Genomic DNA, 18,368 nt, shown 5'->3' with positions numbered 1-18,368 from the left:
GGGGGGCGTGTGTCACTCAAACAACAAGTTTTTATGATCAAACGGCAAAAGCCATTTTGGTCGATTTTACTCCTATTTTTGGTGGTTTTGGTGATTGCCGTACACGGCTCTTTCGCACGCCTGAACGCCTATGTATATAGTCAGTTTAATCAACTGTTTGAGCAACAAAGCAGTGAGGTTGTAGTGATCGAATCGGCGCACTTACAACAGCAACAATCCGATCTGATCAGTCAATTGCTCAAACAGGATGTGGCTGCCATCGTGGTACTGTCTGATGTTGCTTCTAAGCACAGCATGTCCTTTGCCAACGTGTACTTCCCCTTTGCCGATCCGCGTTATTGCCTGCCAGCCGTACAACCCTGGCTTGGTTACAACATGGTGCTCAGCGCACCGGCAGGGCAATGTCAGAATGTTTGGGAAAGCCTCTATGGGCCGCAGCATCTTAACATCGGTAAACTAATCAACTTTGCGCTTTCCCTCAGTGCCTTACCCAAATTTTCGAGTACCCGATTACTCGAAGGAGATGTGCTACCCAGTCAGCTGGAAGGCAAAGTCGTGTTAATCGCCCAGCAACAGTTAGGCTTCAGCGTACCGCTACGCGCGCCTAAATTACGTGGTGTCAGTAATCCGGTTTATCTGCATGCCTATGTCGCTGATAGCCTGGAGAAGGGGCAATTAGTCACCCGCTTGGCGCAATGGCAGTCTATTGCTTTGCAACTGAGCTTGTTAGCCTTACTACTCATTATTTATCAAAAAAATACGCTTACCCTGAGCATCATTATCGCGGTCAGCTTATCCGTTGTCGGCCTACTGAGCAGCTATGTGGTAATGTTATCGCTGCATTACCTGCTGCCTATTGGTCAACTATTGGTGATCAATGTGATGACTATGTTGTGGGTGTTCTTCTCGCGCAAATGGCTTGAGGAGAATGAGCTGCTAGAGCTTATTGCCAATGTCCATCAACGTATGATGGGGCGCTACCTGCCCCGCTCGTTCAGCACAGAGAGCACTCCCTGGGACGCCATAATTACACTCGTTAATCAACAACTTGCCCTTAATCGTTCAATTTTTCTGGCGCGTCTTGAAGGTGATCATCGACTCGAAGAGATCCGTGCCATTAACTGTCATATTGAAGACATTGTTGAACAGCGCCGGGATTACCAACGTCCTCCCTACTCTGATGCCATCAAAGCGTTTGGTGCGGTACAAACGGGTCGACCCTTTTTCAGTGGCCTTCAGGAGCTGGAGCGCCAGTTTGTTGTGCCTTTGATGTATGCGGGAGATGTCCGCGGCTTTTGGGCTATGACAGTGATACCCAACGAACAATTTGATGAAAAGGCCTTTGTTAAAAATGTCAATCGGTTTGCTAGCCAGATTGGCGAGCTATTGTTCCATTACAGAATGCTGCAAAACCAGCAACGGGCATCGCTGAGCCCATTAACCCGGGCACTAACGCTGACACTGGAGAAACCACTCAGCCAGAAAGTAAAATCAGCCATTGGCGAAATGGAACAGAAATTATCCACGCTCGAGCAAGTGTTCAATCAGATCCGAACCGCCGCGGTGTTGTTTAATTTGTTTGGCCAGGTAGTTCAAACTAACCAGCCGCTGGAACAATTGGCTAAAAAGCATCATCTGGCCCTGTTCGAGATGACAGCATTAGATCTGCTGGATAAAATCACCCCGATGTCAAAAGAAAAACTAAAAGGCAAATTGCGCTATTTAACCCTACAACAAGGCGAGCTATTTTTGCCCGCCACCCTTGGTAACGATACCTATATTTTGAATATTCGCTCGCTGTCAGCCAGTCAGGTAAGCAGTACCATAGGCGAACCTTTCTCTGTTGCGGGGATCTTGTTTGAGTTCATCGACATTACCACTTTATTGCAGCAGCTTGAGGATCCTCATGCGCTGTTAGACCAGCTCGCGTCTGCAACCCCAGACAGCGGTGAAGACACCAACGAGGAGCACATTCTGTAATGGAGTGGGTGTTACCTCTTTTTCCGGATGGAAGCGGACTCGGCCAGTCTGTCATAACGACTGTTTGGGTGGGGATTGCCGTTGTATGCATGCTGAACTTGCGGTTTGGCTTTCCACTCACCGGTCTGGTGGTGCCCGGCTATCTGGTACCTCTGCTGATTGTCAGCCCCGTCTCAGCCGTCGTTATCATCATTGAGGCCATTGTGGTTTACGTGCTGATGCGCTTCAGTGCCAAAGTGGTGATGGAACGACTGGGCTACGCTGAGATGTTTGGCCGGGACCGTTTCTTTGCCATTATTTTGATCAGTATTCTCGTTCGCGTGTTTATGGACACCTTGTTCTGGCCTCAGATAGGTCAGATACTGGCGTTATGGGACGTTACTTTTGATTACGCAGGACAGCTATACAGCCTGGGCCTGGTGATCATCGCCCTCACCGCTAACGTAATGTGGAATGGCGGCTTTCGTTATGGCATGCGCGTCACGCTGATCCAGCTGGCCATTACCTTTGTGTTAGTACGTTTTGTGCTGATGCCGTTTACCAATTTCAGTATCGCTAACCTTGCCATCATGTATGAAGCAGTTGCCGCTTCCATTTTGGCTGCCCCAAAAGCCTATATCATTTTGGTGATCACCGCATTTCTGGCCTCCCGGGCTAACATTCGCTATGGCTGGGAGTTCAATGGCATTATGCTCCCGGCACTACTGGCACTGCAATTGATGCAACCCAGCAAGCTACTAACAACGCTCATTGAAACCACAGTGATTTTGTCACTCGGCGCGATATTGCTCAATTTTACCCGGCTCAAGCACGCTAATTTTGAAGGTGCTCGGCTACTATTGTTGTTTTTTAACATCGGCTTCGTCTATAAACTGGTTTTAAATTACTTTGTGGTTGATTACTTCCCTACCCTCAAAGCCACTGATACATTTGCCTTTGGCTATATGCTATCAACCTTGCTGGCACTTAAAATTTTCCAGAAGAACGCCCTCGGTCTGGTGCTACGTGCCACCTTCCAGACCTCAATGGTCGGTGGCCTGCTGGCCTTCGGCATTGGTTTCGCTATTATGTTTGTGCCTTCTTTAGTGCAGAGCCCGGCACAGCCTGTCTCTGTGGATGAAGCCCAAAGTGCACCGCTGAGTCACCATGTCAGTGAATATAAGAGTTATCTGTACACAGCACGGTATGATTTACTGAATCTCAGCCATTATCAGCAGGCGCAGCAATTGCAGCGCTTCCGGGGAGCCATTCGCTTATTGAATGAAAACCGCCAGGATCCGGATACCCAACGCCGTGCCGCACAGGTACTCGCCGAGCTGGGCTTTGTGCTTATTGATAATCCAGCCACTTTAGTGATTAAAGACGCCCAGACAACGCATCCAAGGGGCTTGTTTGCCCTCGCCAAATCGCCGGTGCGCGAACACATAGTAACTGTGCCATACCCCACCAGTGAGCGTTTAGCGGGCGATGCCGCAGGGCAACTCTTTGCCATTCTAGGCAGCAACGCCCTGGCACTTGGTACCCGCGTAACACCGTCGGCTGCCAGCCAACAAACACGTCCGCAAAGTGCCTACTACCAGGCCTTTATTGCGGCACTGAGCATGGATCAGGTATTACAACTGCGTGCCGTGAATCAGTATACACGCCCCCAGCTCCGACTTACCCGGTTTACTGAACAAAGTCAGTTTTGGATTTACAATCAGCTACCCGATTCACTGTCACAACGTCAACTCACCCGGTTATTGGGTTTTGACCGCAGTCAGTTTGGGCTACTTAGTGAAGACAACCTGCCCTACCCAGGCTATCAGGGTGCCATGTTGGAGACCTTTTTCGATAACCTGAGTTATTCTACGCTGCTCTCGCACACCGCCAGGAGTAACGCAAATGCACCACAATATCCCGTAGAGCGGCTCAACCTGCCGCTCGAAGACCTGGTCACCGAGTTCTCACAGCACATCAGTGCCAAAGGCAGCGGCCATTTTCGTATGCTTGAAGAAAATGAAGCAGCGTTATGGGAGTATGAAGTACTTGAGCCCCTCTTCAGGCTGTCCCATCAGTTGCGCTCTAGAACATTAGAGGACGATGATCTGAACCAACTGGAACAGCTAAACCGACTCGCCAACATGGTGGGCTACCGCCTGCAACTTATCATCAACAGTGTTCAACGCCTGGTGGTCATCACCCCGTTGCCTGAAATTGGCTACTATCAACAGGGTCAGGGGTTTTATGCCATTAACCTCAATACCACACAGCCGCTGACCATTCAGGTACCGAGGCCACTATTCGAAAGTAACACCCTGCAATTTGCCACGGATCTGTTTCAGGTCAGTGGTGCCAGGGCGCTGCTCATTGCCGGCGCTCACCCCTATGCCAGCGAAGAAGCGAACGTGATGTCTCCCACTAACACACGAACTTTATATAATGTGGTACATCAAAGCGCAGTACGTCATAACCCCAGTATGTCTGTTTTAAGTTTGCAGGTACGCAGTCACAGCGCACCATCACAGATCCGCCCCAGCGCTATCGCCTATCAGTTCACTCAGCCGGATTTTCGTCATACTTCAACCATTAATGCCCTACATAAAGCCATGGCACGGCTTGGGATCAGTGTTGAGAAAGTAGCGGGTCAAATTGCTACTCGAGGACTGGAAATCGGCTCATCTCCGCAGTCGGGTTATCGCCTGTTTAGCCCGGGCAGTGAACTGGCAACTCTTTGGCTGGCCTCCGACTTTAAGCAACACTACGCCGTCTCGGAGCAGGCACTGCAGGAGAGATTACTCGCAGTATCCGCCCAACCCAAATTCTTACAAGTACGCCTCGCTGCGACCGGCCCGGGTGACTGGGTCAGCTTATCAGATGAGCAAAAACAGAGGCTTGATATAACCCTGGATCGCTATGCAAAAACCCAGCACTTGCCTTGGTTAAATGCGCTCTGCCAGAACTTGCCTCGATGCAATTTACAGGCTATCCGGCTTACCGACAATGGGCTGCTTGGGTTACAAGTACAACAAGCAGGTAAAACCGCTGCAGTATACCTTGCTCAGCGTAACCGGCTTATTACCCTGGAAGCGCTTGAGGAAATGATGCAAGGAGGCCCGAATGTATTGGATTAAACGCATCCTCCAGGTTCTGCTCATCATCCTTTTGCTGGCCGCGGGGTATCGGGTCGCACTGCATCTATATGTATGGTTGAATTCGGCAGAGCGAATAGCTGCACGCAGCGAAGAGGAAACCCGCTCTGTGGTGCACTGGCTGAGCCCAGATAGACCGCTTATTTATACATTCCCAACGTCACGAACTGTGGCTATTCGAGTACTGTCGAATGCCATTTTTGCCAGCCAAACCGTGCTTGATAAGCCTATCAATTATGCAATTGAATACCGGCTGCTGGACAGTCAGGATAACGAGCTGGAAAAGCACACCTATCACCACGCATCCAAACTTGCGCTTGAAGAAGGTGAGCAACAGGTTAAGCAACTAATTGAAGACAGACAGGCACTGGCTGTCACCTCCGGTCAGTCGTTTTACGTCGACTGGCAACAACTGACGCGAGCCAGTAAAATTTCGCTGCGGCTCATTCCGGAAGAGCCCAGCCTGCGCGGCGTGGTGGTCCGTATCCATGGTAAAACGCCCACCAACGCGGATGATGTAACACGCACCTGGCTTAAGCTGCCCCAGCAATGGCGGGAGCGTATGACCAGTTATCATACACTGGGCGATAGCGGCTTACAGCCGCAGCAAATAGCCAATGCGGTATCGTACGACTGGCGCAAACTCGCACCACAGGGGATCCCGGGGATCGACTTTGACGCAGACATTCTCTATGAATCGCTGCCATACAACGTTATTACCTATGACTTTTCCGCGCAACAGTTTGATTTGGATGGATACTATACGCGACCCGGCCTGGCCGCCTCAATCCGCCTGTCTGAAGCCGGTGATGTGAATTTACAAACCCAGGGAGATATAAAAGACCTGCAATTGACATGGTATGATCTCACCCAGCAGCAGGCACCGCTGACACTGCAGCCAGTTAGCACCGATGACTCCACACGTTTCTTGCTGCCAGATATGCAACCGGGGCTATTGGTGATCCGCTCCCGTGTGGAGATGATCACCACGTGGCGCAATGAGCTGGAGCAGGTGATTGCGCCCTTACACAGCTATTACTACCACCTTAACGAAGCGAACCAGGCAGAATACACTGTGCAAGGTGACAGCGATCTGCAACTCGATATGCGAGGTGCCCCAGGCAGCTCAGTTCAGCTCAGCGTGTATGATGCCGAGCAACAGCTACTGCGCTCAGAAACGTTAACCCTGACAGGGCTGAACAGTGGTTTTGACCGTTTGATCACCCCGGAAACCCGCCGCGAAGCCATTACGGACAGCGAAAAACGCTATCTGCGCCTGAGCCATCAGGCACACCGGGTAACAGTGAGTAGCGCAGATCCGGTGGCCGTGAAATTGCAAAGCAGACAAAGTGCAATGCATCACCAAAATTATGTGTGTGCCACCTTATGTGACGCACCGCAAAATGGATTCACCGAAGTTGGCGCCTGGTTCAGCCAAAGTGCCGACAATGAGTTCCACTTTATTGAGCAGCAACTGATCCTCAAAGTGCGGTTATTCAACGCGCCTCCCCCCGTAGAGGAGAAACAAAGCGGCTATCTATCACAAGCTCTGTTCGTCAGTTTACCGGTCTCCAATACTGCACTGGTTTACAGTCCGCCAAAGTACTTTGCACTGCCACAGCCGGCTGAACCATTTCAGTATAAACCACTCGTTGATCTGGCACAGCTGTATGACGCCCAACTCAGTATGCAGCAAACTGAGTTGGTAGCAGCGCCCGTGCCCAAAATCATCACACTCAGTAATACCGGGATCCGCTACACCGAGCAGGAAATCGACCAGCTGGACAAGGCACCCGACCTATCTGACCCAGCTTTGCGACTATTTATCAATCAGGGAACGCGACGTGATTACTGGAAAGTACGGCTATTTCAGCTACAACCCGGGCAGACTTTAAGCCAAGATTACCGAGGCCGTGACAAGCCAATGGCGATTGTGATCAAGCCTTTCGTCAGAGGCACGCATCCTGTCGCACCACTCATCCTCACTACCCAGCTGGACGGACAATTCAGCAAGGTGGTGACAGATGAGTACAGTATTGCTCGCAAACGCTATGCTCTGGCGCCTGATCTTGCGCAGCCAGCATTCTTATTGCACCCAAAAGATCCGGCCCTGACCGCCTACCCGTCAGTCACGCTTACAATCGGGACGGATATACAACAGCTCAATCAGCTAATCGTGTCAGCGGAGCAACCCCTGTGGTTTGCCTTACTGGAAGAATATGCAACTCCACCTCCTCAACCGCAATGGTGGCAACATGAATTTTAAACCGTACCTGTTTTTGATGCTCCTTACTGGCAAAGGTTTTGCCAGTGACGCTGCTGAGTTGCCCTCTCCCAGCTGGCAACAAGTGTACAACTGGTTTGCAAAGCCCATGGCGCTACCTCCCTGGCAATTGCGCAGTCAGCCAGGTCTGATTATACTGCAAGCCAGCTCCGCACAGTTTGGCGGCGGCGATTTATATTACCGGCCCAAAGGCTCTGCCTGCATGCTATCTGTGCCGCATAAGTTTCATGACCAACTGACAGATAAAATAGGCAAAGCCGTGTTCGCTACACGATGTCAGGTACTGGTGATCAACACCGAGCACCGCAAAGCGCCCAGCCCGGACTTATACAGCATGGACTATTCTCATCGCCCAAGTGGCCTACACGCCGCGGCGGCACAGGCGTTTGCACGACGTTACCCAACCAGTCACCTGTACCAGCTACATGGTTTCAGCCAAAGCAAACGTCGCACGCCTCAGGCACGCCAGGCGGATTTCATTATCAGCCAGGGCAGACAAAGTACCGACGCTTTGTCACAATTGCAGATGTGTTTGTCAAAACTGAGCGAGCATACTTATCAGTACCCGCAGCAAGTGTCTGAATTAGGTGGTACACGCAATGTTATGCACCGCCTGGGATTACCGGCAGGCTACTTTATTCATATTGAGATCAGTCGCTCCATGCGCGAACGACTGGTCGCACAGCCCGATATTATGGAACAGTTTACCCTATGCCTTATTTGATTGTATTGCTCCTGATAAGTTGTCTGTTGCCCGCGCAGGCCGTGCCTGCGGCACTGCAAAGTGCGCCTAGCTGGTACCAGCCGGACACACTGCAATTGCAGCGCAGCGCAGCGACTGTCAATCTGGATGCCAGACAATCACGTTTGATTTTACTACCAGCCGGACACTGGTTGAGCCTTGAAAACCAGCCACGCGCTATTCAAGTGTGGCAGGGGCAATCTCCCTATGCCATGCAACGCGTTACTCAAACCGACATGCGCTGCACACAACACCAGTGTCAGTTGCCAGCCACTACAACGACCCGCTTGCTGCGCTTTTATAACCCAACCGATGAAATACAAAGCGTCTCTGCCTGGCAAGGTCTATTTCACAGGCACAGAGACCCGTTTCGCATCCCCGTCAAACTAGCGCTTCCGGCAATGCAGCTTTATGAGGCACAAACGCATACTACGCACTATCGCTTAAATGATGGGCAGAGCATTCAATTATTTTTCACCGAAGCCACCAAACTCAGGCTCAACGCACGGCGCATCCTGCCTGATCCAGCTCAGCCCGGCGTACTCTCCGCCAGGCTGGATGGTGCGCTTATCAGTCAGCTATCGCTGAGTGACACCCCTGCCGATGAGTTTACGCCTCAGCTGCGCAAATACCGTCTGACTCACAATGTGAAATTGCGCAATGATCAGGTCATTGGCCTGAGTAGCAGTGACTATATAGCGGTTGAGGCAGGTAACTACCTGCGTATTGAGGCTCAGGGTGACACTTTGCTGAATTTAGTCCGCATGGAGCGAGGACTTTACGATACCGACGCGGCGCAAACCTGGCCGGAACCTTTGTTTAACCCTTACTGGACGGATAATTTACAATGGCACCTCGAACAGGTCTACCAGCACCATGACATTTCATCGCTACACTCGGCCGATGTCGCACTGGCCAGCGCGCTTGAGCGACAACGCCTGTCCGAGCTCCAGGATACACTGGGTACCGTGCGCTTTTTATTACCCAAAAAATCAGACAACGCCTTCACCAGCCATTTCAGTGAGCAAAGCGTTGTACATGCTTACCGCCCGGCTATAGATCGCTTGTTTGCCACCGAGCAGCGCCAGACTTTGCACTATCATGCGGTATCGGGCGCCGTGCAATTTGAATTACCTGAACAACCACGCTTGTCTGATACGCTTAGACTGTATACCCGCAGCACCAATGCCGCAGAGCTGACGCTGGTCATTGACAGTTATCGGCACACAATAAACCTGCTGCCGTCCAACCGCTTTTCTATGATTTCATTGCCTCTGCCTTTGGATGCCAGTCAGGTCAGTGTGACGATTAGTGACGATGCCCAGGTAGACCTGGCAATACGAGTCAGAGAGCTGCAAGCTTTGCCAAACAACGCCGTTTTATATCAGCGCCCGGGCTTGCTTGAAGACAAAAGTCCCGCGATTGCTTATCGTCTGGAACAACAGCTACAACGCCTGGGTCACAGCTATCAGCAAGCCCAATCCCGATTTGTGCTCGCTCGCCCACAGCAGGCAGACACCACAACCAGCCTGAGTGCCAGCCACTGGCACTTTCGCCTGGGAGAGGCTGAAATGCTGGTCAGCCAGGACCCACAACAGGCGCTGCCTTTGCTGAAAGCCCTGATCACCAGTCCCCATGAGGAGGTTGTGATCCGAGCCTGGCAGTTGCGCCTGAGGGCATTTTGGGCATTGGGAGAACACAATACCGCCCAACGCTATCTGGGTGCCCTGCTCGGTCATCCATACCCAGAACTGCAACGTTATGCAGCCCAGCAGCTATTGGCGCATTACCAAAAAAACCAGGCCATTCAAAGCATTCTCGGGTTATGCAGCCTGTGGCGCAACGCCTTACCAGAGTGCCGGGATGCACTTATCAGCAGTTTTGCCGAACTCAAGCAAGACCTTTATGCACTGTGGCTGGGCCACGACACACGCAACGACAATCACACGCTGCAACCTTTGAGTGCGCAACTTGGGTATACGCACCCAGTTAGTAACCCGCCCGTGCTTGATTATTCTCTGCGTCATCATGGCGTCAGCACCGTGCTCAGCGAGACCAGTAACACCACTGCCTACCCACTGGCGGATGAGTCAATTACAATCACAGCCCACCAACCCATGGTGCTCAGAGTCAGCGCCCGGTCAAAAGCCATTGAGACAGAGCAAAGCCAGATGTCCTGGTTACATGCCCACCAGGCTAAGCTGCGTAAAATCATGCCGATATTTGACGACATACCTGCGACAACCGTATTGCGCATTGATGAGGACGATCAACCTCGCCTTTCTATTGCCAGTACCGGTTACTTTGCGCTGAGTGCCGGCGAACAACTGACCCTAAGCAGCGAAAAGCTACTATTGCTTCAGTTCAGTGCTTTGCCTCCCTCACACAATATTACCAACGCTCTGGATCTGGCCGGGACACTGTGGCAGGAAGACTTTATATCCCTGCTATATCAAACACCCCTGGGCAGCGCAAACACGGTGACCACACAGCGCGACCTGCTGCTTAATGCTCTGTTAAGACTTGAAACTCAATCGCTCAGCGAGCATGAGTTCACGGCTTTATCAGCCAGGTTGATGCAGCACCCTCCAGCAGAGTCATTAGCTACACTGTATGGCCGTATTCAAAGCTTTGGCCACTGGGAGGCATTTAATAGCTACCAAAATTATGCAGGTACCCAGCTTATCGACTTATCAGCACTGTCAAAGCGCAGTGCCGCTGAGCAATTTAGCCGCCATACCAGCCGCGACGATGCGCTGCCTGGGCTGATCTTGCGCCCGAATCATAGCCTGGCGCTTAACCTGAGTGAATTGCAATCACTGCAAGTCAGACTGGTCTTTCATTTTGCCAATGCTGAATTACTGCAACAGCATCAGCGCCCACAGATCAGTATTGACCGTATTGCTGGCAACCTACTGTGGCGTCTCGATAACAATCGCAGTGAACTGGGGTTAACCCGCGCAGATCTGAGTGCACCGGGCCTGACATTGCGCTGGCTTAACCCTTTTGCCGCGCAATTACTCAGTGTTGAAGTCGAAGCCTATCAGCAGGGCCGCTGGCAGGCCATTGAACTGGCCGCCGAACAGCTCTTTTATTACGGTGATGAGGCCAATCCGATCACGGCAAAACTCAGTCAAGATGCGGTACTTAAACTGGAGTATGTGGAGCAGGGAGCACGACGCGAACAATCCGGATTCTACCCAGCCGGCTTACTCACCCTGGCCCCACAAACCGCGAGCCTGGCCAGATTCTATCGCTGGCAGCTGGACCCCAATCGCCACAAGCTGGCCGTGGCTCCCCCCGTGCAGCCCTACAGGGTGGCCCAGCCAGAGTTCGTGTACACCAGGAATGAGAACACCTATCATCAAGCCATTATGCAGGCCGATGGGAATCTCACACACATTGAGGGGGTGATGCAGTATAACCGTGATGGCATCTATCAAAGCAGTGAACCGCTTGGCTCAGAGCACACGCTGGATCTGGGTATTCGACTGCGTAACCGCTATAAACAGCACTGGTATCGACTGGAGAGCTTTTTTCGTTTGAACAATACCAGCGAACCGTCGTTCAGTATCAATGGTTTGTATGACTGGCTTGATGATGAAGACGACTGGTTTGCCAAAGCGCAGTGGTACAATCGCTGGCAGGAATCACCACTGAGTCGGGAAACCCACCTGACCAGTCAATGGACTGTCGCAATCGGCGAAATTTGGCGAGAGGATCAACACTGGCGTCACCAGTGGTGGTGGCAACCTTTTTATTACTACACCAGCATTGATAAAGAAGACTATCTGGCGGACGAAACCATCAGTAATGCCATGTTCAATTTTTATCGCTACAACCACAGCGATGGCTGGCGTGGTGGTTATCGCATCCGCCATCAGAGCAAAGTAGACAGTCAGCTCAGCGCCCAACTGACAACCACCTCCAATTCGGACTGGACATCACTGGACGTCGCTTCGTTAAGTGGAGTCTGGCAGCAGTACTATCAGGGCCATATTTTCTCTGCCGGGCTAAGCAGCAGCTATGTATTTGCCGATGACCACCGGCCAAATGCGACCTGGCAGTATCTGACGACATTGGGCTGGCAAACCTTGTTTGACTTCAGTGAACACACTGCTGGCTGGATCAGCCTGAACTGGACACAAGACTGGTTCCGAAATAACCACAGCATTCGTTTTGAAGTGACTTTGGGTAATTTACAACGCAGTGGCTTTGACCCGTTTGCACACGACGAAATCATTTTTGAATCACTGCAACTCACGCATTTCTTAGAGCAGGACCTGTATGGCCGATAACCGATTAAAAACCCAGCTTCAGGCTATCTTATTTGCCGATACAGAACAGTTCTGGCTCAATCTGCACCGCCATAAGTACCATCAGTTGCTCGAGGAGTTGGCAGGCTGGGAGCTATTACAAAACCAGCCAAAAGACGAACAACTGAACTACTGGCAGCTATTGCAAACCATTGCTTTTTTACGCCACAAAATTGAACGCCTGCATGAACAACTTCAGGGTCACGATGCCGACTACCAGTCGTTTGTAGAACGTCTTGGCAAAGCAGAGCTGGCCACGGAAAAACAACTGCATATCCTCAAGTATGCTGAAACACTGGGGGCCTCAACCACCCAGCTACAAAAAGATAAACAGGCATTCTCACGTTGGTTTGATGAGGGTGCCGTTATCGGCCGCTATCAAACCTTAGTCGCCGACTTAGAGCAGGATCTGAGGTTTCTTATCGCCAAGCTGGGTGCACTTACGATTCGCTATCTCAGGCTGTCGCTAGATAACCTGGATGAGGCCTGGAAAAAACTAGATCTACAACCTTTCTTCCTGAGGCTGATGGCCACCAGTAACAATGCACATGTTCGCCATGGGATGATCCGTGCGCTGGTCAATCAGGTTTCCGTGATCAATGAATGTAAAGCCAATCCAGATCTGGACAGCGAGCTGGTTGCTGAGCTCATAGAGTTACTTGATGCCGAGAATACGCCCTATCAGGCCGTTGTGGATATCCTGGAAATTCTGATCCACCAGCGTCCGACCTTTGTGCGCAGTTACATGTGGGCCTATGTGGAAGCCAGTCTCAGTGGCACTACACCAGCACAGAAGCACAGCGATCAGCTGTTTATTGTCGCTGCGATGCCCCGTATCCTCGCCAATAAATACCCCCTGGAGGAACGGGATATTCCCTTGCTTCGGGAGTTGGCGCAGCATCCGTTTGCCCGGGTACGGCAAGTATGTATTGAGCAACTGCGCAATCTGCCCGATACACTGGCCATGGAATTACTTGAAAAACGTTTTGCGGATGAAACGGTCGACGCGGTGCGTTTCACTCTGGTTAAACAGCTTACCGCTGCCCGTTTTTCTGCCAACAAGTATGCATTTGGGTTATGGTGTACCCACCTCCTTGGTGAGGAATGTCTGGAAGTTAAGCGAATACTATTGGAACAAAGCCCCAGACTCATGCTAAATGAAGCCGTTGAAGCAACACTGGACGATACCTCAAACAATCAGGATGCGGTGTTGATGCAACGCTATATAGGTGTGTTAAATGAGGCGCTAGAGCGTGAACCCGACCTGGCCGTGCGACGCTATATTACACGAACCCGTGAGCAGTTATTCAGCTTCACCCAGCAAAGCCTGCATGCGCAACTCGCACAGCGCCTCGCTGAGCACGAGACCGTTTATTTGCCAGCAGATATCGACCAGGACACACTAGGCCGTGCACTCAGTATGCTGGCGCAGCATGAGCAAAGCTTTAACGCCTATCAGGACAAACAAGGCTGGCGGGTTGTAATTGGCTACAAACGTCGTCGCCGTTTTTGGCGTATATGGCATGAGTTTTTCACGCCAAGCACCGATAAACGTCAAAGCTTTAGTCATACCAGTGCCAAAATCCCGTCAGCACAATTGCATGTGCCCAGTTGCACCACCGCAGAGATCAGCGCAACAAACGTACCCGGCGAAGCGCTTTATCATCTCAAGGAGGCCAGTGCACGTCCCCATTTACCGCTACCTGACTACCTATTATCCGTGCTGAGCCAGGACAATATCAAAGCCAGTAAGAAAAGTTACACCCCCGACGGCATTTTAATCGTGACACCACCCAAACATCTTTGGCAACGTGTTCGCGCCTATTGGCAATTGTCGATTCAGTACGCCGACATAGACGGCTTACGAAAAGGCAATACGCTTGAGCAGCAAAACTACCTGGCCCGAATACGTAAACTCGGCTTTGGGCTGGAGTTTAAGCCCTATGGCAGTGAACTGGATTGTACCTTTGAGGTTGAGTCTGGTATTGCCAACTTGTTCGCTCGTGCCGGCATACCAGGTGTGTTAGTCAATTTGGGTTATAGCTTTAAGGAATATTTGTATTCCATTTACCAAAATAGCATCGGACAGCTGGTGTTTTTTGTGTCGACATTTATCCTCTATTTCTGGATGAGACATGTTCGCCTGAATCGAAAAATCCGCACTAATCGTGCGAAGATCCCCGTTACCATAGGTGGCTGGGGTACACGAGGGAAATCTGGTACAGAACGGATCAAAGCAGCACTGTTCAGTAGTCTGGCACTTCGCGTAGTCACCAAAACCACCGGTTGTGAAGCCATGATGATTTTCGCGCGCAGCTCCGGAGAGCAATATGAGCTCCCCCTGTTCCGGCCTTTTGACAAAGCCAGTATCTGGGAACAGAGCGATGTCCTGGCCTTTGCCCGCTCAGTGCGCGCTGATGTCTTTTTATGGGAGTGTATGGGCCTGACACCCAGATATGTGCGGATCCTGCGCCGCTGGATGCGAGACAACTTTACCACCATTACTAATACCTACCCGGATCACGAGGATATTCTGGGTCCGAGCGGCGTTGATGTGGCACAAGAAATGGCCGCCTTTATTGGCAGCCACACTCAGATTTTCACTGCTGAACAAACCATGGCCCCCATCCTCAACCGGGCAGCCGAACACAAGCAATCCACACTGATCCAGCTGCACTGGGGGGAAGGTTTTCAGATCACCCCGGATATTCGTGCTCTATACCCTTATGAAGAGCACCCGGACAATATCGCGCTGGTATGTAAAATGGCCCAGTATATAGGGATAGACAAAGACTATGTCTACAAAGAAACCGCCGAACGTATTGTGCCAGATGTCGGAGTACTACAGCACTTTACCAAAGCCCCGGTGGAACACCTAACTCAATCGTTTGTCAACAGTATGTCAGCGAATGAGCGCCTCGCCACGCTGGAAAACTGGCGTCGCCTTGGTTTATTTGAGCTCAACGACAAACCCGAAACACAGACTATTGCCCTGCTCAATAACCGCAATGACCGGGTTGCGCGCTCTAAGGTCTTTGCGCAACTGTTAATTGAAGATCTGAGTTTCGATCATGTTGTGGTGATTGGTAGTAACGTCGATGGCTTTGAGGCCTACCTGGATCAAGCGCTGAATACCCGCTTAAGCCGACTAATTGGCAATAACGACAAACAAGATTTGATACGTCTGCTTACTCAATGGAAATACAATGCCTCCCCCGCGCACTATGTCGACCAGCTGAACGCTTTGTTTGACACCCCCTGGCTCGAAACCGCTCACCTGTACGATGAAGATTTACTGGGTATTGCATTGACCGAGCATATTGACAATAAAGTACAGCAACGCATTATCCAGCTGCGAATACAAAACTGGCAACTGGCCCAGTCACTGTTGAGCCTGGAGGATTTAACAAGCCACCAGAAACAACTGGAACGTGTACTGTTCAGCATCCTGCATAGCAAGTTATTGCTGCTGGATAACCCCCATATCACCGCAGACGATCTGACCAACCGTATCGCTCGCCTGGGCCTGGCCGGCCAACATCAATTAATTGTGGGCATGCAAAACATCAAAGGTCCCGGGCTCAATTACGTCTATGCCTGGCAGCACTGGCATACGCTGCATGCCAGCTGTGAACGGCTGCTCGAACCTCAGATAAGCCATGCTCAGTTTCGCCGCGACCTGAATAAACTCACGCAACTCGATAAAGTCAATCGAATTGAGCGAGACTATTTCTCCAAAATGCTACAAACCCTCAGTAAACTGCCTCAGGCACAAAGCGAATTTGCCCAGGCCGAACTCAGCCATCTGGCCGAGCGGCTCACTCAACAAAGTGCCAGTGATGATCAGGCCGCAGGCCCTGAAAGTTTATCTGGCTTCACCCGCTTTATACTGCAAGTCGTGGAGTCTTTTCTGGATGCTGGCGCCGCCGTTAAGCGCAAGAAAACCGCGCAACAGGTATATGAGGACATCGCATCGCAACGGATCACCCCGGAGCGCGCCATTACGGTTTTGGCCGCATTAAACCGAGGTCAAAAACCTGGCTGGCTGACAGAACGCTGGCTTAACCGCGGCCAGGATTAGCATACCTCCACCTTCACCCATATAAATAAAAAGTGGGCACGCTCCTTGCAGCTTTCAATATTGAGCGTCTCACTTGATGGTTTGTTTTCGCATTTTGCTAATTTACCAAGCCAAATGGCCCTGATGGACATGCAAAACGCAAAAATGTGCAAAATGCGAAACGACAGTAGATCAGATGACATGTAAAAGTATTAGGAACACAGTGTGTAGAAACCAACCCTTTGGTACTACTTTTATATTCTAAAATTGAGGCATAAATAGGAACTAACAGTCATTTTTTGATTTGTAATTGACCAGACCGTGTAAAAGTAAGAAAATGGGACTAGTTAAAATTGATTAGGGATAACATTTTATTTACACGAATAGAGTGAAGCCCTGGAGTATATCTATGAAATTATCAGTTATCGCGCTTGGCCTGAGTGCCGCCCTAATCAGTAGCTTTGCTACAAATGCCAGTGACAATCTGATCACTAACGGTTCTTTTGAGCAATCAAATACCATCAACGGCTCCTGGAGCCTGATGCGAACCCTACCTGGCTGGAATCGCAGCTCTGCAAAATTTGAAATTCAAACTAATCGCCTTGGCCTTATTCAGGCTCAGGATGGTGAACAATACCTGGAGCTGGACTCAACCCGTAACTACAGTGCATACCAAAGTGTTGCGACTGAAGCGGGCAAGCAGTATGTCGTGAGCTTCTACTACTCACCGCGTGTTACCAATAATGCAGACACCAACAAAGCAACCGTTTACTGGGACGACCAGGTAATCGCGGAACTAAACGGTACACAACGCGGCTGGCAACATTACACCATCACAGTGACGGCTGACAGCGCTGAAAGTACACTGAAATTCGTGGGTGCAGGTAACTCAGATTCCTACGGCGCATTACTAGACAATGTGTCTGTTACCGCAGATTGTGTAACTGGTCTGTTTGGCATCAATAACTACGGCTCTGCACAAAACGGTTTCGTTTACCATTTTGACCTGGATGCAGGTCAGTACAGCACAGTATCGGGTGTCACACACACCGCCTCGAATATCGCCAGTAAAGATGGCGTACTGTACTTCATGGAACAGACCAACAACAGCACTAAAGCGTCTACTCTGTGGGCACTGGACCTGAACGGTAATCAGCAGTACAGCGTAGCTGAGACTAAATCATGGCCTTTGTACCGCTCTGCGGTCACGCCTGACGGCATCTCTTTACGTAGCACCAGTAAGACTTATATGTACGACTTTGACATGACCAGCGGTGAAAAAACTGTGCTTGGTAAATTGTCTTACTCAGGTGACGATTTCAGCCATGGTGACATTGCTTACTCAGCAGACGGGAACGTGCTTTACGTCTTAACCGGCAAGGCGCTGTATACCCTTGACGAAGGTAACATGGAACTTACGAAGATTGGTGAACACGGCGTGAACTGGGCATCAGGCCTGGCAATCACAGACAGTGGCGAACTGTATGTATCTGGTCGTGAAGATGGCAGCAATGCACAAATCTGGCAGCTCAATCCAAATACCGCCGTTGCGACACTAGTGATGGAAGGTCCTGAGCACATCAATGACCTGACGTTTGTCGACAATTTCTGCCGATAACCGGCACATTTGCTCTATATGCGCAAAAACCAGCCAGACCGGCTGGTTTTTTTGTATACAAAAAGCGTCTAACCCAGCTGGTAAGGCTTCCCCATCGCCACCCCACTAGGTATACTGACGCGCTTTTAATGCATAGTTAGTCAACATTGCACTAACTTGTAAATCATTTGGGGACTGGCCACCCGTTCAAAGTATGCAGAGTAATACTGTCATCAGCAGTACCTACAGCATCGATAA

7 protein-coding genes are annotated in these 18,368 nt (G+C 50.7%); all 7 read left to right on the top strand.

Features of this window, described 5'->3' with window-relative positions:
• Positions 1 to 33 precede the first annotated feature (33 nt).
• The 7 genes from CWC22_RS06095 to CWC22_RS06065 all read left to right on the top strand — a co-directional run bounded on the left by CWC22_RS06095 (position 34) and on the right by CWC22_RS06065 (position 18,131).
• Positions 34 to 1,980: a hypothetical protein gene (locus tag CWC22_RS06095; RefSeq protein WP_138539359.1), complete on the top strand. Its 1,947-nt coding sequence runs from the start codon at positions 34 to 36 to the stop codon at positions 1,978 to 1,980.
• Positions 1,980 to 5,093 (top strand): poly-gamma-glutamate biosynthesis protein PgsC/CapC, encoded by a 3,114-nt coding sequence (locus CWC22_RS06090; RefSeq protein ID WP_138539360.1) that lies wholly within the window; start codon positions 1,980 to 1,982, stop codon positions 5,091 to 5,093. The genes CWC22_RS06095 and CWC22_RS06090 overlap by 1 nt, the downstream gene beginning before the upstream one ends.
• Entirely contained in the window at positions 5,080 to 7,377 is a 2,298-nt protein-coding gene (locus CWC22_RS06085) for a hypothetical protein (RefSeq protein WP_138539361.1), read from the top strand. Before CWC22_RS06090 ends, CWC22_RS06085 begins: the two co-directional genes overlap by 14 nt.
• Entirely contained in the window at positions 7,367 to 8,119 is a 753-nt protein-coding gene (locus CWC22_RS06080; protein WP_138539362.1) for a hypothetical protein, read from the top strand. Before CWC22_RS06085 ends, CWC22_RS06080 begins: the two co-directional genes overlap by 11 nt.
• Positions 8,107 to 12,435: a hypothetical protein gene (locus tag CWC22_RS06075; protein WP_138539363.1), complete on the top strand. Its 4,329-nt coding sequence runs from the start codon at positions 8,107 to 8,109 to the stop codon at positions 12,433 to 12,435. The genes CWC22_RS06080 and CWC22_RS06075 overlap by 13 nt, the downstream gene beginning before the upstream one ends.
• Positions 12,425 to 16,534, top strand: coding sequence for a poly-gamma-glutamate synthase PgsB (locus tag CWC22_RS06070; protein WP_138539364.1), 4,110 nt, complete (start codon positions 12,425 to 12,427; stop codon positions 16,532 to 16,534). The genes CWC22_RS06075 and CWC22_RS06070 overlap by 11 nt, the downstream gene beginning before the upstream one ends.
• A 388-nt stretch (positions 16,535 to 16,922) precedes the next feature.
• Complete coding sequence (locus CWC22_RS06065) at positions 16,923 to 18,131, top strand: DUF642 domain-containing protein (protein WP_138539365.1); 1,209 nt, start codon at positions 16,923 to 16,925, stop codon at positions 18,129 to 18,131.
• Positions 18,132 to 18,368: the final 237 nt, after the last annotated feature.

This window comes from Pseudoalteromonas rubra (assembly GCF_005886805.2).
Taxonomy (GTDB): domain Bacteria; phylum Pseudomonadota; class Gammaproteobacteria; order Enterobacterales; family Alteromonadaceae; genus Pseudoalteromonas; species Pseudoalteromonas rubra_D.
Note: the sequence above shows the minus strand (reverse complement) of the source record. Positions and strands in the feature narration are given on the sequence as shown.